The organism is Streptomyces sp. NPDC093568 (assembly GCF_044764945.1).
Classification (GTDB): Bacteria; Actinomycetota; Actinomycetes; order Streptomycetales; family Streptomycetaceae; genus Streptomyces.
The window spans coordinates 247,081-264,039 of sequence record NZ_JBIWJD010000004.1 but is presented as its reverse complement, the minus strand read 5'-3'; the positions used below and the strand labels follow the sequence as shown (position 1 = coordinate 264,039).

Below are 16,959 nucleotides of genomic sequence, written 5' to 3'. Positions count from 1 at the left end.
GAGAACTCAGGCCTTGGGTACCCGCACGATCAGCGCGTCACCCTGACCGCCGCCACCGCACAGCGCGGCCGCGCCGACGCCGCCGCCGCGCCGCTTCAGCTCCAGGGCGAGGTGCAGGACGAGGCGCGCACCCGACATGCCGATCGGGTGACCGAGGGCGATGGCTCCGCCGTTGACGTTCACCCTTTCCGTGGACACGCCGAGGTCCTTCATTGACTGCACGGCCACCGCGGCGAAGGCCTCGTTGATCTCGATCAGGTCGAGGTCGGAGACCTCCAGGCCCTCCTTCTTCAGGGCGTGCTGGATGGCGTTGGAGGGCTGGGACTGGAGGCTGTTGTCCGGGCCCGCGACATTGCCGTGCGCGCCGATCTCGGCGATCCAGTCCAGGCCGAGCTCCTGCGCCTTGGCCTTGCTCATGACGACGACCGCGGCGGCGCCGTCGGAGATCTGCGAGGCCGAACCCGCCGTGATCGTGCCGTCCTTCGAGAACGCCGGGCGCAGCTTGCCGAGCGACTCCGCCGTGGTGTCGCCGCGGATGCCCTCGTCCTTGCTGAAGAGGACCGGGTCGCCCTTGCGCTGCGGGATCTCGACCGGGGTGATCTCGGCCTCGAAGAGCCCGTTCTTCTGGGCGGCCGCGGCGCGCTGGTGGGACAGGGCGGCGATCTCGTCCTGCTCGGGGCGCTGGATGCCGAGGCGGGTGTTGTGCTTCTCCGTGGACTCGCCCATGGCGACGCCGTCGAAGGAGTCGGTCAGACCGTCGTAGGCCATCGCGTCGAGCATCTGCACGGCGCCGTACTTGAAGCCCTCGCGGGACTTCGGCAGCAGGTGCGGGGCGTTGGTCATGGACTCCTGGCCGCCCGCGACGACCACGTCGAACTCGCCGGCGCGGATCAACTGGTCCGCGAGGGCGATGGCGTCGAGGCCGGACAGACACACCTTGTTGATGGTGAGCGCCGGGACGTTCATCGGGATGCCGGCCTTGACCGCGGCCTGGCGCGCCGGGATCTGCCCCGCCCCGGCCTGGAGCACCTGGCCCATGATGACGTACTGCACCTGGTCGCCGCCGATCCCCGCACGGTCGAGGGCGGCCTTGATCGCGAAGCCGCCGAGGTCGGCTCCGGAGAAGGACTTCAGCGAGCCGAGCAGCCGCCCCATCGGGGTGCGGGCACCCGCGACGATCACGGACGTCGTGCCGTTTCCAGAAGACATGAGGTGCGATCCCCTTCCAGCTTGGACAGCCGAGGAGTGAACGAGGGTTTACTTCGAATGTACTGAGTGGCACTCCGTGCCGTCACCGGGCCGTCAGTGTGATCGCGCGCACGTTGCGTAACCACCTCGGTAGCGCTGCACTGAACAACATGCTGACGCGAATCGACCACATCGGAATCGCCTGTTTCGATCTCGACCGGACCGTCGAGTTCTATCGGTCCACCTACGGCTTCGAGGTGTTCCACTCCGAGGTCAACGAGGAGCAGGGTGTCCGCGAGGCCATGCTCAAGATCAACGAGACCTCCGACGGCGGCGCCTCCTACCTGCAGCTTCTCGAACCCACGCGCCCGGACTCCACCGTCGCGAAGTGGCTCGACAAGAACGGCGAGGGGGTCCACCACATCGCTTTCGGTACGGCGGATGTGGACGGCGACGCCGCCGACATCAAGGAAAAGGGCGTACGCGTTCTGTACGAAGAGCCGCGACGCGGCTCCATGGGGTCACGCATCACGTTCCTGCACCCAAAGGATTGCCACGGAGTACTGACAGAACTGGTCACTTCGGCGCCTGTTGAGTCACCTGAGCACTGACCCTCGTACATATGGGCCGGTAGGGTTGGGGGCGGTCGCCGCTTCCAGGGGGGTGACCGCACGCCGGGGTCCGGGTTTCGGGGGACGAGCGTCGGGGCAGCAGCCCGGGCTCTGCCGTTGATCTGACACCATTCCCCGGGGGCCCCGTTCGGCGGACGGACGGAGCCCGTTTGGCCAGACTTGCGACCAGGGGACGGATGGGACCGCGCAGTGCGGGGCTACGAACGCCAGGAGCGAGAGCCGGCGGCTGACGTCGACCACCTCTCTCGGTTCGAGGCCGAGATGGATCGGCTGAAGACCGAGCGGGAGAAGGCGATCCAGCACGCCGAGGACCTCGGCTACCAGGTCGAGGTGCTGCGCGCCAAGCTGCACGAGGCGCGGCGGACCATCATGTCCCGGCCCGCCTTCGACGGCGGCGACATCGGCTATCAGGCCGAGCAGTTGCTGCGGAACGCCCAGGTGCAGGCCGACCAGCTGCGCCAGGACGCCGAGCGCGAGCTGAGCCAGGTCCGCGCGCAGACCCAGCGCATCCTCCAGGAGCACGCCGAGCAGGCCGCCCGGCTCCAGGCGGAGCTGCACCAGGAGGCGGTGACCCGCCGCCAGCAGCTCGACCAGGAGCTGGCCGAGCGCCGCCAGACCGTCGAGTCGCACGTCAACGAGAACGTGGCGTGGGCCGAGCAGCTGCGCGCCCGCAGCGAGTCGCAGGCCCGCCGTCTCCTCGACGAGTCGCGGGCCGAAGCCGAGCAGGCCATGGCGGCCGCGCGCGCCGAGGCCGAGCGGCTCACCAGCGAGGCCCGCCAGCGCCTCACGGGCGCGGCCGAGGAGGCCCGGGCGGAGGCCGAGCAGATCCTGCTCCGGGCCCGTACGGACGCCGAGCGGCTGCTGAACGCCGCGTCGACGCAGGCCCAGGAGGCCACCGACCACGCGGAGCAGCTGCGTACCTCCACCGCCTCGGAGTCGGACTCCGCCCGCCGCCAGGCGCAGGAGCTGAGCCGCACCGCCGAGCAGCGCATGGCCGAGGCCGAGGAGGCGCTGCGCAAGGCGCAGGCCGAGGCCGAGAAGCTCGTCGCCGAGGCCACGGCGACCGCCGAGAAGACCCTCGCCAGCGCCGAGTCGGCCAACGAGCAGCGCATGCGCACGGCGAAGGAGCAGGTCGCCCGCCTGGTCAGCGAGGCCACCAAGGAGGCCGAGGCCACCAAGTCGGACGCGGAGCAGGTCGTCGCCGACGCCCGCGCCGAGGCCGAGAAGATCGTCGCCGAGGCCGCCGAGAAGGCCCGCACGATCACCGCCGAGGAGAGCGCGACCCAGCTGTCGAAGGCGGCCAAGACCGCCGAGGACGTCCTCAACAAGGCGCAGGAGGACGCGCAGAACACCACCAAGGCCGCCGCCGAGGAGGCCGAGCGGATCCGCCGCGAGGCGGAGGCCGAGGCGGACCGGCTGCGCGCCGAGGCGCACGACATCGCCGAGCAGCTCAAGGGCTCGGCGAAGGACGACACCAAGGAGTACCGGGCCAAGACGGTCGAGCTGCAGGAGGAGGCCCGCCGGCTGCGCGGCGAGGCCGAGCAGCTGCGCTCCGAGGCGGTCGCCGAGGGCGAGAAGATCCGCGCGGAGGCCCGCAAGGAGGCCGTCCAGCAGATCGAGGAGGCGGCCAAGACCGCCGAGGAACTGCTGGCGAAGACCCGGCAGGACGCCGACGAGCTGCGCCAGAAGGCCACGGCGGACAGCGAGAAGGTCCGCACCGAGGCCATCGAGCGGGCTACGACCCTGCGCCGGCAGGCCGAGGAGACCCTCCAGCGCACCCGCCAGGAGGCCGAACGGCACCGCGACGAGGTCGTCGAGCAGGCCGAGGGCATCAAGGCCGACGCCGAGCGCGCCGCCCAGGAGCTGCGCGAGGAGACCGAGCGCGGCGTCGAGGCCCGCCGGGCGGAGGCCGCCGAGGAGCTGGCGCGGCTGCACGCCGATGCCGAGCAGCGGCTCGCGGCGGCCGAGCAGGCGCTCACCGACGCCCGCGAGGAGGCCGCCCGCATCCGGCGCGAGGCCGCCGAGGAGACCGACCGGCTGCGCACCGAGGCCGCCGAGCGGATCCGTACGCTCCAGCAGCAGGCCGAGGAGGAGGCCGACCGGCTGCGCACCGAGGCCGCGTCGGACGCGTCCGCGTCCCGGGCCGAGGGCGAGGCCATCGCCGTACGCCTCAGGTCGGAGGCCGCGGCCGAGGCCGAGCGGCTGAAGTCGGAGGCGCAGGACACCGCCGACCGGGTGCGTGCCGAGGCGCAGGCCGCCGCCGAGCGGCTCGCCACCGAGGCGTCCGAGACGCTGGCCGCCGCCCAGGAGGAGGCCGCCCGGCGCCGCCGCGAGGCCGAGGAACTCCTCGGTTCCGCCCGCCAGGAGGCCGACCAGGAGCGCGAGCGGGCCCGCGAGCAGAGCGAGGAGCTGCTGGCCTCCGCGCGCAACCGCGTGGAGGAGGCGCAGGCAGAGGCGGTGCGGCTGGTCGAGGAGGCCGACCGGCGCGCCACCGAGATGGTGTCGGCGGCCGAGCAGCACGCCCAGCAGGTCCGCGACTCGGTGTCCGGGCTGCACGAGCAGGCCCAGGAGGAGATCACCGGGCTGCGCAGCGCCGCCGAGCACGCGGCGGACCGTACCCGCCGGGAGGCCGAGGAGGAGGCGGACCGGGTCCGCGCCGACGCCTACGCCGAGCGGGAGCGGGCCAGCGAGGACGCGAGCCGGGTGCGGCGCGAGGCCAACGAGGAGTCGGCCGCCGCCAAGTCCCTCGCCGAGCGCACGGTCGGGGAGGCCATCGCCGAGGCGGAGCGGCTGCGTTCGGACGCCACCGAGCACGCGCAGCGGATCCGTACCGAGGCCTCCGACAAGATCGCCGAGGCCGAGCAGGCCGCGTCCCGCACCCGGGCGGACGCCCGCGAGGACGCCAACCGGATCCGTTCGGACGCGGCGACGCAGGCCGACACCCTCATCACCGAGGCGCGTTCCGAGGCGGAGCGGCTCCAGTCGGAGACGGTCGCGGAGGCCGACCGGGTGCGCACCGACGCCCTCGCCAAGGCCGAGAAGCTGCTCGGGGACGCCTCCTCGGAAGCGGAGCGGCTGCGCGCCGAGGCCGCGGAGACCGTCGGGTCGGCCCAGCAGCACGCCGAGCGCGTGCGCAGCGAGTCCCAGCGCGTCAAGGCCGAGGCGGCGGCGGAGGCCGAGCGACTGGTGACGGCCGCCCGCGAGGAGGCCGAGCGCACCCTCGACGAGGCCCGCAAGGACGCGGCGAAGCGGCGCCAGGACGTCGCCGAGCAGGTCGACACGCTCATCACGGAGACCACGGCCGAGGCCGACAAACTGCTCACCGAGGCACAGCAGCAGGCGCAGAAGACGACCGCGGACGCCGAGGCGCAGGCCGACACCATGGTCGGTGCCGCCCGCAAGGAGGCCGACCGGCTGGTCTCCGAGGCGACCGTCGAGGGCAACTCCCTGGTGGAGAAGTCCCGTGCGGACGCGGACGAGCTGCTCGTCGGCGCCCGCCGGGACGCGACCGCGATCCGGGAGCGCGCCGAGGAGCTGCGCGACCGCATCACGAGCGAGATCGAGAACCTGCACGAGCGGGCCCGCCGCGAGTCCGCCGAGACGATGAAGTCGACCGGCGACCGCTGCGACGCCCTCATCAAGGCCGCCGAGGAGCAGCTGGCCAAGGCGCAGGCGAAGGCCAAGGAGCTGGTCTCGGAGGCCAACTCCGAAGCCGGCAAGGTCCGGATCGCCGCGGTGAAGAAGGCCGAGGGCCTGCTCAAGGAGGCCGAGCAGAAGCGGTCCACGCTCATCAAGGAGGCCGAGGAGCTCAGGGCCGAGGCGATCCGCGAGGCCAAGCGCACGGTCGAGGAGGGCAAGCGGGAGCTGGAGGTCCTGGTGCGGCGGCGCGAGGACATCAACGCCGAGATCTCGCGGGTCCAGGACGTCCTGGAGGCGCTGGAGTCCTTCGAGGCGCCGGGCGCCGGCAAGGATGGCGGGGTCAAGGCGGGTGCGACAGTCGGAGCACCACGATCGGGTGGCAAGTCGTCAGACGGCTAGCGGGTCGCGAGCGTTCCGGTGTCTCCTGGGGCCTTTGACCAAGTTTTTGGCAAGCCGTCCGACGGTTAGCCACTCAAAAGGGGTCTCATTCTCCAGATCAAACACGTATCCGCTCGATGACACACCGCTTCGGCCCCTAGGATTCCACTTATCACCTCACCGGTCTCATTCGACAGGAACCCCATGAGCGACACTTCCCCCTACGGCTTCGAGCTTGTGCGGCGTGGGTACGACCGCGCTCAGGTGGACGAACGCATCTCGAAGCTCGTCTCCGACCGCGACAGCGCTCTGGCTCGCATCACCGCCCTGGAAAAGCGCATCGAGGAGCTCCACCTCGAGACGCAGAACGCCCAGGCGCAGGTCACGGACGCCGAGCCGTCGTACGCCGGACTCGGCGCACGTGTCGAGAAGATCCTTCGCCTCGCCGAGGAAGAGGCCAAGGATCTGCGCGAGGAGGCCCGCCGCGCCGCCGAGCAGCACCGCGAGCTCGCCGAGTCGGCGGCCCAGCAGGTCCGCAACGACGCAGAATCGTTCGCTGCGGAGCGCAAGGCCAAGGCCGAGGACGAAGGCGTCCGCATCGTCGAGAAGGCCAAGAGTGACGCCTCCCAGCTGCGTGCCGAGGCGCAGAAGGACGCGCAGTCCAAGCGCGAGGAGGCCGACGCTCTCTTCGAGGAGACCCGCGCCAAGGCCGCGCAGGCCGCCGCCGACTTCGAGACCAACCTCGCCAAGCGCCGCGAGCAGTCCGAGCGCGACCTGGCCTCCCGTCAGGCCAAGGCCGAGAAGCGCCTCGCGGAGATCGAGCACCGCGCGGAGCAGCTACGCCTGGAGGCCGAGAAGCTGCGCACCGACGCCGAGCGCCGTGCCCGCCAGACGGTGGAGACGGCTCAGCGCCAGGCCGAGGACATCGTGGCCGACGCCAACGCCAAGGCCGACCGTATCCGTTCGGAATCCGAGCGCGAGCTCGCGGCTCTCACCAACCGCCGCGACAGCATCAACGCTCAGCTGACGAACGTCCGCGAGATGCTGGCGACCCTGACCGGTGCCGCGGTCGCCGCGACCGGTGCGCCCGCCGCCGAGGACGAGCCGATCTCCCGTGGGGTGCCCGCTCAGCAGTCCCGGTAACGATCCGGCGCACGGTTGCTGAATTTTCGCAAAGCCCTCTGCCACTGGGGTGGCAGAGGGCTTTGTCCCGTTTTAGCGTGGGCCGCATGATCGAGCTCGAGGGGCTGACGAAGCGGTACGGCGACAAGGTGGCGGTCAACAACCTGACGTTCGCCGTCAGACCGGGCATCGTCACAGGCTTCCTGGGCCCGAACGGCGCCGGCAAGTCGACGACCATGCGGATGATCCTCGGTCTCGACCGGCCCACGGCGGGAGACGTCCGTATCGACGGCAAGCACTACGAACAGCTCAAGGACCCGCTGACGTACATCGGCGCGCTGCTGGAGGCGAAGGCCTGGCATCCGGGGCGCAGCGCCTACAACCATCTGCTGTGCCTGGCGCAGAGCAACGGCATTCCGGACAGCCGGGTGCGGGAGGTGCTGGAGACGGTCGGACTGACCGCGGTCGCGAAGAAGAAGACCAAGGGCTTCTCGATGGGCATGGGCCAGCGGCTCGGCATCGCGGGCGCGCTGCTCGGCGATCCGCGGATCCTGATGTTCGACGAGCCGGTCAACGGCCTCGACCCCGAGGGCATCCACTGGATCCGGAACATGATGAAGTCCCTGGCCGCGCAGGGCCGGACGGTGTTCGTCTCCTCCCATCTGATGAGCGAGATGGCGCTCACCGCCGACCACCTCGTCGTCATCGGCCAGGGGCGGCTGCTCGCCGACACGTCCATGCCCGAGTTCATCGCCCGCAACTCACGGGCGTACGTCCGCATCCGCACCCCGCAGCGCGAGCGGCTGCTCGATCTGCTCCAGCAGGCCGGGATCACCGCCGTGCAGAACGGCAACGGCACCTTGGAGGTGGACGGCGGCAAGTCCGAGCAGATCGGCGAGCTGGCGGCGCGCCACCAGGTCGTGCTGCACGAGCTGAGCCCGCAACAGGCCTCCTTGGAGGAGGCGTTCATGCAGCTGACCGCCGGTTCGGTGGAGTACCACGCGCACGCCGAGGCGCCACTGCCGCAACAACAGCAGCAGCAGTGGGGCGCGGACTGGAGGAGGAGCTGAGCATGGTGGTCACCCAGGTCGTCCGCTCCGAATGGACCAAGATCCGGTCCGTGGCATCCACCGTGTGGACGCTGTCGCTGGCCGTGGTGGTCACCGTCGCGCTCGGCGCACTGATCTCGGGCCTGTCGGCCAACGAGTTCGACAACATGAGCGAACGCGACCGGCTCTCCTTCGATCCGACCTTCATCAGCTTCGCCGGGATGGGCCTCGGCCAGCTCGCGATGATCGTCTTCGGGGTCCTCGTCGTCTCGAACGAGTACAGCACCGGCATGATCCGCACCTCGCTGGCCGCCGTGCCGCAGCGCGGCACCTTCCTGTTCAGCAAGATCGCGGTGGCGACCGGTCTGGCGCTCGCCGTCGGTCTGGCGACGAGCTTCGTCACCTTCTTCCTCGGGCAGGCGATGCTCGGCGAGCACAAGGCACACATCGGCGACCCCGGAGTGCTGCGCGCGGTGTTCGGCGGCGGCCTCTACATGACCCTCATCGCGATGTTCTCGATGGGCGTCGCGGCGATGCTGCGCTCGCCGATGCTGTCGCTGGGCATCCTGATGCCGTTCTTCTTCCTGGTCTCCAACATCCTCGGCAACGTCTCCGCCACCGAGAAGATCGGCCGCTATCTGCCCGACCAGGCCGGCAGCAAGATCATGCAGGTGGTCACCCCGGTCGACGACGACAAGCCGTACGGCCCGTGGGGCGGGCTCGGGATCATGGTGCTGTGGGTGATCGCCGCGCTCGCCGGCGGATACCTCACGCTCAGAAAGCGGGACGCGTGAGCGCGAGGTTTTACATGCTCTTGAGTGGAACCGTCAGCGCCTCGGTATCCTCCTAACCCTTACGGGGGGCGTGTGCCCCGCTGTCCTGAACCTTTCGATGGGTGCGGAGCATGATCGAGGCAGTCGGCCTGACCAAGCGCTACGGCGACAAGACCGCTGTGTACAACCTGTCCTTCCAGGTGCGGCCCGGCGCCGTCACCGGCTTCCTGGGCCCCAACGGCTCGGGCAAGTCGACGACGATGCGGATGATCCTCGGCCTGGACAACCCGAGCGCGGGGCATGTCACGATCGGCGGCTATCCCTACCGCAAGCTGCCCAACGCCCCCCGCCAGGTCGGCGCCCTGCTGGACGCCAAGGCGGTGCACGGCGGCCGCGCGGCCCGCAACCATCTGCTGAGCCTCGCCCAGCTCTCCGGCATCCCCGCCCGCCGGGTGGACGAGGTGCTGGGCGTGGTCGGCCTCCAGGACGTGGCCAGGCGGCGCTCCAAGGGCTTCTCCCTCGGCATGGGCCAGCGCCTCGGCATCGCCGCCGCGCTGCTCGGCGACCCCCAGGTGCTGCTGTTCGACGAGCCGGTCAACGGCCTCGACCCCGAGGGCATCCTCTGGGTGCGGAACCTGATGAAGTCGCTGGCGGCCGAGGGCCGTACCGTCTTCGTCTCCTCGCACCTGATGAGCGAGATGGCGCTGACCGCCGATCACCTGATCGTGATCGGCCGCGGCCAGCTGCTCGCCGACATGAGCGTCAAGGACTTCATCGCGGCGAACTCCGCCGGCTTCGCCCGGGTCCGCACCCCGGACACCGAGCCGCAGCTGCGCGAGAAGCTGGCCGGCGCCCTCACCGAGGCCGGCGGCCATGTGCTGCCCGAGCAGGACGGCGCGCTGCGGGTGACCGGGCTGGCGCTCCCCCGCATCAGTGACATCGCGCACGACACCGACGTACGGCTGTGGGAGCTGTCGCCGCACCAGGCCTCGCTGGAGGAGGCGTACATGCGGATGACGCAGGGCGCGGTCGACTACCGCTCCACCATCGACCAGAAGGAAGGGCTCCAGCAGCCGCTGCCGCCGGGCGCGCAGCCGCCGATGCCCGTCCCGGGTCAGGGCCAGCCGGGCTGGTACGCCCCGCCGCCGCCCCAGCAGGGCGGGCAGCCGTTCACCGCGCAGGGCCAGCCGGGTCCGTACGGCTCCCCGGCGGCGCCCGGTGCGGGGACGCCCAACCCGTACACCCAGGCGGCCCCGCAGGCGCCTCAGCCGGGCCAGGCCCCGGCCCAGCCGCCCGCGCAGCCCGCCCCGCCGGGGCCGCAGACCCCCGCGCAGCCGCCCGCGCCGGCCGCCCCGCCCGCCACCGCCGCCCCGACCGAGCCCAAGGACGCCCGATGAGCACGCCCCAGCCCCCGATGCCGCAGACCGCCGCACCGAACTGGCAGGCGGCGCCCGGCTCCCCGTACCCGACCTACACCTCGCCGATCCCGGTGGTGCGCACGCACCTCGGGCACGCGCTCGCCTCGGAGTGGACGAAGATCCGCTCGGTGCGCTCCACGATGTGGACGCTCGGCGTGTTCGTGCTCCTCGTCGTCGGCATCGGTTTCGCGGCCGCCGCGCTGGTCGCCTCCAACTCCTCGGACGAGGCCCTGGCCGGCGAGAGCCCGCTGTCGCTCGGCTTCTTCGGGCTGCTGCTCGGCAGCATGTGCATCATCACCCTCGGCGTGCTGACGACGGCCTCCGAGTACGGCACCGGGATGATCCGCACCACGATGACCGCGTGCCCGACCCGGGGCCGGGTGCTGACGGCGAAGGCGATCGTGTTCTTCGTGGTCGCGTTCGTGGTGACGCTGGTGTCCGCCGGCCTCGTGGCCCTCATGGACGTGGCCCTGCTGGAGGGCGCGCGCGAGCCCACCGGCTCCGAGTGGCTGAAGGGCACGGTCGGCATCTCGCTCTACATCGCGCTGCTCGGCCTGCTCTCGCTCGTAGTCGGCTCGATCATCCGGCACTCGGCGGGCGCGATCACGGTCATGATCGGCGTCGTGCTGGCCCCGCTGGTCATCGCGCTGTTCATGTTCTCGGAGTCGCTGCAGGACCTCCAGCAGGCCCTGTTCGAGTACTCCATCCCGAACCAGCTCAGCGTCTTCTACGCCCAGTCCCTCACCCAGGACTCCGGCCCCGCCGGCTGGGACCCCCTGTGGATCATGCTCGGCATCACGGCCGCCGCGTTCGCCGGCGCCTACGCGCTGCTGGAGCAGCGGGACGTGTAGTCCGCTCTCAGAAATTCCGCTCTCAGGGATTCCGCCCCCTGGGACTGCGCTCTCAGAACTTCGGCGCGTTACGGGACCGCTGCACCCGCGTGGTGCGGCGGTCCTTCGCGTTCCAGCACGCCTTGTGCCAGTGGCGGCGGTCGTCGACACCCGCGTGGTCCGGCCAGGCGACGACGTGCGGGACGCCGTCCGGGATCATCTGGTCGCAGCCCGGGCAGCGGTACGCCTTGCCCTGCGCGCTCGCGCCCGCCACATGCCGTACGTTCCAGTCCTCGCCCTGCCAGTTCTCCGCGGACTGCCAGCCGCCGTAGCGGCCGGGCCGGTCGGCCTCGCCGCCCTGTCCGGACGAGCTTGAGTCCTTCGGTCGGTTGCGACGCGGGGACACGGAACACCTCACGGGGCTATACAGGATGCACGGGTCATGTCCAGCCTACGCGGCACGGACAGGGGTAGTCGTACGGCACCAACCCCCACAAGTCCCTCGCTTCGACGATCGATTCTCCCGACAATCCGCAAATCTCTTCGTCAAGCCGTGTCCTCGGCACGTGTCAGACGGTTATGCCGGGTGGGGGAGCTCCGCGTCGGAGCCAAGGAAGCAGGAAAAAGCAATGCACGTAGGAAGTTTCGTGTTGGCGGCCCGGTTCCCGGGACAGGGCGACGGGGAGGCGCTGCACCGCGCGGTCCGCTCCGCCGAGGTCGCCGAGGAAGCGGGGCTCGACACGGTCTGGCTGGCCGAGCACCACTTCGTGCCGTACGGCACCTGTCCGTCCGCGATCACCCTGGCCGCTCTACTGCTCGGCCGCACCAGCCGGCTGCGGGTCGGCACGGCGGTCAGCGTACTGCCCACCGCCCACCCGGTGGCCCTGGGCGAGCAGGCCGCGCTGCTGCACATCACCTCGGGCGGACGGTTCTCCCTGGGTGTGGGGCGCGGCGGGCCGTGGGTCGACCTGGAGGTGTTCGGGCAGGGTCTGAAGGCGTACGAGGAGGGGTTCCCGGAATCACTCGATCTGCTGCTGCGCTGGCTGCGCGAGCCGTCGGTCGCGGCCGGCGGGGAGCGGTTCGGCTTCCGCGAAGTCCCCGTCGTACCAAGGCCGTCGGAGTGCCTCACGGACGCCGAGGGGCCCGAGGTCGTCGTCGCCTGCACCTCCCCCCGGAGCGTGCGCCTCGCGGCCGAGCGCGGGCTGCCGATGCTGCTCGGGATGCACGTGGGCGACGAGGAGAAGGCCGAGATGGTCGCCCTGTGGCGGGAGCACGCGCGCGCGGCCGGGCGTCCGGCCGAGGAGATCCTCGACGCGGCCCATGTGTCGGCAGGTGTCTGCCAGATCGCGGACCGGCGCACGGACGCGGTCGAGACGCTCACGAAGGCCATGCCGGGCTGGCTGCGGCAGGGCCTGGAGGCCCATGTGACGGTGGACGGCCGCCATCGCGCGATGCGCGACCCGCTGGCGTACACCGAACTGCTCTGCGGGCTGCACCCGGTGGGCACGCCGCGGCTGTGCGCCGACCGCCTGGCGGCGACCAGCGAACGGACCGGGATCTCCCGCTTCGCCCTGCTCGTCGAGGGCTCGGGCGACCTGGCGGCGACCGAGGAGAACGTACGACGGCTGGGCGCCGAAGTGCTTCCGCAGCTCGGCTGAATCGCCCCGTGCGTACGAACCGCCCGGACCGCCAGGGGGCTTGCCGCCCCAGTACTGATCGCACCTCCCGCGTACGGAGCGGCAAGCAAGCGGCTGACTGCGTCAGCAGTCCCTGAGCTCCGGGGACTGGTTCAGCAGCTGGTTGCGCACCGAGGTGAAGCGAGCCAGCGTCTCGTCGACCGAGGAGTCAAGCGGGAACACCGCCACCCGGTGGCAGTTCTGGAAGGCCAGTCGCACCCCGAAGTGCCGCTGCAGCGCGCCGCGTATCGCGTCACTCGCAAGCGCACGCAGCAGCTGGCCACGTGCCTGCTCGTCCGGCGGGGGCGTCTGGTTGTCGGCGAACGAGCCGCCGTCGACCTTCAGCTGGGCCACCAGGGAGCTGATCATCTCCCATGCGTAGGGCAGGGAGGTCCGGACGCAGTCGACGAAGGCGGCTTCGTCGACCTCGCCTCGCTCGGCCTGTTCGAGTAGGGCCGGTGAGACGTCGAGCGACATGGGTTCTCCTCTCGCACCCCCGAAGCAGCGGGGGTTGCCGGACAGATGCGGGAGTTCGCGATACCGAACACGCTGTGTACACGCCTCGCGACCTCCCGTTTAATACGGTAGGCAACAGACGGTGACGGCACCAGGAGAATGCGTACATGGGCAGGCCTCGTTAGGCCCACAATCGGCCAGAAGTGAACAGGGGCAGTCCGGGGTCTTACGGACTCCCCCGGGGCGAATCGCGTCGACACCGGCCCGTCGAGTAGCGTTGCCGACCATGCGTCTCGTCATTGCCCGATGCTCCGTCGACTACGCGGGCCGGCTCACCGCCCATCTGCCCTCGGCGCCCCGTCTGATCCTGGTCAAGGCGGACGGCAGCGTCTCGATCCACGCGGACGACCGGGCCTACAAACCCCTAAACTGGATGTCGCCGCCCTGCACCCTGAAGGAGGGGGACGGCGAGCAGCAGGACGTCTGGACGGTCACCAACAAAGCGGGCGAGAAGCTGATCATCACGATGGAGGAGATCCTCCATGATTCCTCGCACGAACTGGGTGTGGACCCCGGTCTGATCAAGGACGGCGTGGAAGCGCACCTCCAGGAACTCCTCGCCGACCGCATCGAGACGCTGGGCGAGGGTTACACGCTCATCCGCCGCGAGTACATGACCGCCATCGGGCCCGTCGACATCCTGTGCCGGGACGCGGAGGGTCAGACGGTCGCGGTCGAGATCAAGCGCCGCGGCGAGATCGACGGCGTGGAACAGCTCACGCGCTACCTGGAGTTGCTGAACCGCGACCCCCATCTCGCGCCGGTGCGCGGCATCTTCGCGGCCCAGGAGATCAAGCCCCAGGCACGCGTTCTCGCGACGGACCGGGGCATCGGGTGCCAGGTGCTGGACTATGACGCGATGCGGGGCATCGAGGACGACAAGCTGCGGCTGTTCTGACCGGGGCGGTCGGTTTTTTCTACGACGGTGAGGGCCGGGTCCGCTGGACGGACCCGGCCCTCTTGTCTTGATCAAAGGCGTCACATCACGGCGTCAGAGCCGCTCGGCGAGCCTGCCTCACTCGTCTGCGGCGCGCTGGCGGACGTGCTCGCGGGAGCGCTGGAAGCTGGCCCGCTGGCCGAGTCGGACGACGACGGTGACGTGGGCGGCGGCTCGCTGGTCGGCGGCTCGGACGTCGGCGGTTCACTGGTGGGCGGTTCGGACGTCGGAGGCTCGGACGTCGGCGGTTCGGACGTCGGAGGCCTCGAAGTCGGCGGCCTCGTCGAAGTCGGCGGCTTCGTCGGCGGGTTCGTGGTGCCGCCCGGCCCCTTCGTCCCGCTCGGGTCGTCCGACGGGTCCGTAGGGTCGTCCGACGGGGTCGGGTCGTCCGATGTGCCGAGGGTGCCGTCGGGGCCGGGGTCCGTCGGCCGGCTGGTCGCCGTACCGGTGTCGCCGGAGGTCTCGCCGTCGTCGCCCTCCACCTTGTCCGCGCCCAGGCTGTCGTCGCCGGGGCCCTGACTGGCGGACGGGTTGACGCCGACCTGGTTGGCCGGGGCGCCCGGGTCGTTGTCGGAGGTGGCCCCGAGCGTCACGACCGTGCCGAGCACCGCCACGAGCAGCGCGCCCGCGCCGGCCGCGACGAGGTTGCGGCGCGCGAAGTTTCGGACGCCGCCGCGGCCCTTGTGCGACACCCCGGAGGGCGCCGACGCCTGATGGGTGACCAGTGTCGTCGCGTCCCCGGCAGGCGGGAACACGGCGGGCACCCCGCCCGGCGGCGACTGCGACTCCTCGTACCGCGCGTCCGGCACCTCCTCCCCCGCCGTGGCGGCGAAGGCGGCCAGTCCCGGTGTCGTACCGGCCCGGTCCGAGACCAGCGCGAGGGCCCGGCGGCCGGCGACGGTACCGCGCTTGTCGGCGAGGGCGCCGCGCAGCCCGATCGAGGTCTCCAACTCGGCGCGGGCCCGGTCGAGCTGGCCGACGCAGAGCGCGAGGACGCCCAACTCGTGGTGGAAATAGGCCTGTTCGGATACGTCACCGGCGAGGCGCGCGGCCTCGGCGCCCGCTCGCAGCGCCCGCTCCCAGGCCCCCCAGTGCAGCCCCGCCGCGAACGCGGGCGCCGCCGTGCGGGCCAGCTCCACGGTCGGGCTCGTCTCGTCCTCGGCGGACGGTGTCGTACCCGGCACCAGCACGCTCAGCGCGGCCAGCACGGCGTCGGCCTCGGCGGACACGCGCTCCGGTGTGACGGAGGGGTGCCCGGCCCACCAGGCGTAGTGCCGGGCGGCGGTGAGGGCGTTCTCCTCGGCCTCCTCGGCGTATCCGGCCGCCTCCAGCTGGACCTGCACCCCGGCGGCGAGCCGGTAGCGGGAGCCGACCGGCGAGACCAGCCCGCAGTCGGCCAGCTCGCCCAGCGCGGCGTCCGCGTGGGTGTCTCCGACCAGCGCGGGCAGATGTGCCTGGTGCGGCACCTCGCCGCCGAGCGCGACGGCGAACCTCAGCGTGGCGCGCGCGGAGGCGCTGAGCCGTGAGGCGAGCAGCCGCGCCGGTGCGGCCGCCTCACCGAGCGACGGCAGGGGCGTCTCCACGCCGCCGTCCTCGGGGCCGTACGACGCGTCGAGGGGCGCGTCGGACGGCGGGGCGTCCTCGAAGACGCCGTACTCGTCGACGGCGTCCGCTCCGGCCCGCAGCCGGTCCCGCTGCCGCAGCAGCGCCCCGGCCTGGACGAACCTGAGCGGCAGGCCCTCCGACTCGAACCACAGGTCGCCCGCCCAGTTCGCCTCGTCCTCGGTGAGGACCCGGCCGATCCCGCGTTCCAGGAGGTCGGTGCTCGCGGCGCGGTCGAGGCCGCCGAGGGCGACGTCCTCGACGCCGGACTCGGCGGACGGCGCGGGCACCTCGGGCGTGGCACCGAGCAGGAAGGCGCACTCGGGTGTCGCGTCCAGCAGCTCGTCGAGCGCGGCGCCGCCGAACTCGATGTCGTCCAGGACGACGACCGCGCCGATCTCACGCACGCAGGAGAGCAGCTCGTCCTGGTCCGGGCGGTACAGGGGCGCGCTGTAGACGGACCGGAAAAGTTCGTACAGCAGATCCGCGGGAGTGCGGCGGAAGCCGGTGAGGCGCACGACGCCGTCGGGCGCGAGGTCCCCGCAGTCGTCGGCGACGAGGTCGAGCAGGCTGGTGCGGCCGGCACCCCGGGGGCCGACCAGGCGCACGGAACGGCCGCGGGCGAGCATCCGTACCAGCTGTTCGCGCTCCTCCTGGCGGGCCAGGAGCGGCTCCGCGGGCCGGGTCGGCCCGGGCGGGACCGGCGGCTTGGCGGCGCGGTCGATCTCCGCGCGTTCGGCCGGGGTCAGCTTCTCGGGACGTGCGGGCCGCTCCGCGGGCGGGCAGACCTCGATCTCGCTGCCGTCCACGGGGTTGACGGTGAGCAGGAAGTCGCCCGAGACCAGTTGCACCGTGCGGGCGAGTGCGGGCGCGTGCTGTCCGAAGTCGGGTGTGAGGGGATCCCTGGGCGGGCGCTGGCGCGACGACTGGGCGTCAGCGTCAAGGCCGTACTCCTCGGGTCCCCGGTTGTTCGGGTCCATAGGTCAAGCCCCCCAAAAGCGTCGTGTGCTGTTTGCGGCCCCTCCCGGCCTTTGCACACCGCGCTGTCGCTTCTGGTCCGGGCCCGCTCGAAGGGGTTTGTCTAGGCAGCGGGCAGCCGAACCCTAAACCTTCGCACAGTATCTACGACAGGTCGGGGTACCGCGCCGCCCGAGACATCACAGTCTCGTGAGGATTGTGCGTGACGTGCGCTTCGCAGC

At 71.5% G+C, this 16,959-nt stretch carries 13 protein-coding genes; 9 read left to right on the top strand and 4 right to left on the bottom strand.

The window, feature by feature from the left end; genetic code table 11:
* Positions 1 to 6 precede the first annotated feature (6 nt).
* Positions 7 to 1,209 carry an acetyl-CoA C-acetyltransferase gene (locus tag ACIRD7_RS18650; RefSeq protein WP_403454315.1) on the bottom strand — a complete coding sequence of 401 codons (1,203 nt, stop codon included), beginning with the start codon at positions 1,207 to 1,209 and terminating at the stop codon, positions 7 to 9.
* A 149-nt stretch (positions 1,210 to 1,358) separates the two neighbouring features.
* Here ACIRD7_RS18650 and mce point away from each other — a divergent pair, with 149 nt between their 5' ends.
* From mce to ACIRD7_RS18615, 7 genes are all read left to right on the top strand, one after another.
* Positions 1,359 to 1,799 carry a methylmalonyl-CoA epimerase gene (mce, locus tag ACIRD7_RS18645; protein ID WP_403454312.1) on the top strand — a complete coding sequence of 147 codons (441 nt, stop codon included), beginning with the start codon at positions 1,359 to 1,361 and terminating at the stop codon, positions 1,797 to 1,799.
* Positions 1,800 to 2,009: 210 nt separating this feature from the next.
* Positions 2,010 to 5,858 carry a polarized growth protein Scy gene (gene scy, locus ACIRD7_RS18640; RefSeq protein ID WP_403454311.1) on the top strand — a complete coding sequence of 1,283 codons (3,849 nt, stop codon included), beginning with the start codon at positions 2,010 to 2,012 and terminating at the stop codon, positions 5,856 to 5,858.
* A 183-nt stretch (positions 5,859 to 6,041) separates the two neighbouring features.
* Positions 6,042 to 6,980 carry a cellulose-binding protein gene (locus tag ACIRD7_RS18635; RefSeq protein ID WP_403454310.1) on the top strand — a complete coding sequence of 313 codons (939 nt, stop codon included), beginning with the start codon at positions 6,042 to 6,044 and terminating at the stop codon, positions 6,978 to 6,980.
* 86 nt (positions 6,981 to 7,066) lie between these two features.
* On the top strand, positions 7,067 to 8,029 hold the full coding sequence (locus ACIRD7_RS18630) for an ABC transporter ATP-binding protein (RefSeq protein WP_403454308.1): 963 nt from the start codon (positions 7,067 to 7,069) through the stop codon (positions 8,027 to 8,029).
* Between the two features lie 2 nt (positions 8,030 to 8,031).
* Positions 8,032 to 8,802, top strand: coding sequence for an ABC transporter permease (locus ACIRD7_RS18625; protein ID WP_403454306.1), 771 nt, complete (start codon positions 8,032 to 8,034; stop codon positions 8,800 to 8,802).
* Positions 8,803 to 8,912: 110 nt separating this feature from the next.
* Positions 8,913 to 10,178: an ABC transporter ATP-binding protein gene (locus tag ACIRD7_RS18620; protein ID WP_403454304.1), complete on the top strand. Its 1,266-nt coding sequence runs from the start codon at positions 8,913 to 8,915 to the stop codon at positions 10,176 to 10,178.
* A complete protein-coding gene (locus ACIRD7_RS18615) occupies positions 10,175 to 11,050 on the top strand; it encodes an ABC transporter permease subunit (protein ID WP_403454303.1) in 876 nt (291 codons plus the stop codon). Before ACIRD7_RS18620 ends, ACIRD7_RS18615 begins: the two co-directional genes overlap by 4 nt.
* A gap of 52 nt (positions 11,051 to 11,102) precedes the next feature.
* Here the strand turns inward: ACIRD7_RS18615 and ACIRD7_RS18610 are convergent, their stop codons facing one another.
* Positions 11,103 to 11,435 (bottom strand): ATP/GTP-binding protein, encoded by a 333-nt coding sequence (locus tag ACIRD7_RS18610; protein ID WP_403454301.1) that lies wholly within the window; start codon positions 11,433 to 11,435, stop codon positions 11,103 to 11,105.
* Between the two features lie 223 nt (positions 11,436 to 11,658).
* On the opposite strand from ACIRD7_RS18610, the gene ACIRD7_RS18605 reads away from it, so the two are divergent.
* Positions 11,659 to 12,687 carry an LLM class flavin-dependent oxidoreductase gene (locus ACIRD7_RS18605; RefSeq protein ID WP_403454299.1) on the top strand — a complete coding sequence of 343 codons (1,029 nt, stop codon included), beginning with the start codon at positions 11,659 to 11,661 and terminating at the stop codon, positions 12,685 to 12,687.
* A 102-nt stretch (positions 12,688 to 12,789) separates the two neighbouring features.
* Here the strand turns inward: ACIRD7_RS18605 and ACIRD7_RS18600 are convergent, their stop codons facing one another.
* A complete protein-coding gene (locus ACIRD7_RS18600) occupies positions 12,790 to 13,182 on the bottom strand; it encodes an SCO5389 family protein (protein WP_383414831.1) in 393 nt (130 codons plus the stop codon).
* 265 nt (positions 13,183 to 13,447) lie between these two features.
* Here ACIRD7_RS18600 and nucS point away from each other — a divergent pair, with 265 nt between their 5' ends.
* Positions 13,448 to 14,119: an endonuclease NucS gene (gene nucS, locus ACIRD7_RS18595; protein WP_403454297.1), complete on the top strand. Its 672-nt coding sequence runs from the start codon at positions 13,448 to 13,450 to the stop codon at positions 14,117 to 14,119.
* Positions 14,120 to 14,199: 80 nt separating this feature from the next.
* Here the strand turns inward: nucS and ACIRD7_RS18590 are convergent, their stop codons facing one another.
* On the bottom strand, positions 14,200 to 16,740 hold the full coding sequence (locus ACIRD7_RS18590) for an ATP-binding protein (protein ID WP_403454295.1): 2,541 nt from the start codon (positions 16,738 to 16,740) through the stop codon (positions 14,200 to 14,202).
* Positions 16,741 to 16,959 lie beyond the last annotated feature (219 nt).

Coding starts and splice junctions, on each gene's coding strand:
- ACIRD7_RS18605 (WP_403454299.1), top strand. CDS start 11,659: ATGCACGTAGGAAGTTTCGTGTTGGCGGCCCGGTTCCCGGGACAGGGC.
- ACIRD7_RS18615 (WP_403454303.1), top strand. CDS start 10,175: ATGAGCACGCCCCAGCCCCCGATGCCGCAGACCGCCGCACCGAACTGG.
- ACIRD7_RS18625 (WP_403454306.1), top strand. CDS start 8,032: ATGGTGGTCACCCAGGTCGTCCGCTCCGAATGGACCAAGATCCGGTCC.
- nucS (WP_403454297.1), top strand. CDS start 13,448: ATGCGTCTCGTCATTGCCCGATGCTCCGTCGACTACGCGGGCCGGCTC.
- ACIRD7_RS18590 (WP_403454295.1), bottom strand. CDS start 16,740: ATGGACCCGAACAACCGGGGACCCGAGGAGTACGGCCTTGACGCTGAC.
- ACIRD7_RS18630 (WP_403454308.1), top strand. CDS start 7,067: ATGATCGAGCTCGAGGGGCTGACGAAGCGGTACGGCGACAAGGTGGCG.
- ACIRD7_RS18635 (WP_403454310.1), top strand. CDS start 6,042: ATGAGCGACACTTCCCCCTACGGCTTCGAGCTTGTGCGGCGTGGGTAC.
- ACIRD7_RS18620 (WP_403454304.1), top strand. CDS start 8,913: ATGATCGAGGCAGTCGGCCTGACCAAGCGCTACGGCGACAAGACCGCT.
- mce (WP_403454312.1), top strand. CDS start 1,359: ATGCTGACGCGAATCGACCACATCGGAATCGCCTGTTTCGATCTCGAC.
- ACIRD7_RS18600 (WP_383414831.1), bottom strand. CDS start 13,182: ATGTCGCTCGACGTCTCACCGGCCCTACTCGAACAGGCCGAGCGAGGC.
- ACIRD7_RS18650 (WP_403454315.1), bottom strand. CDS start 1,209: ATGTCTTCTGGAAACGGCACGACGTCCGTGATCGTCGCGGGTGCCCGC.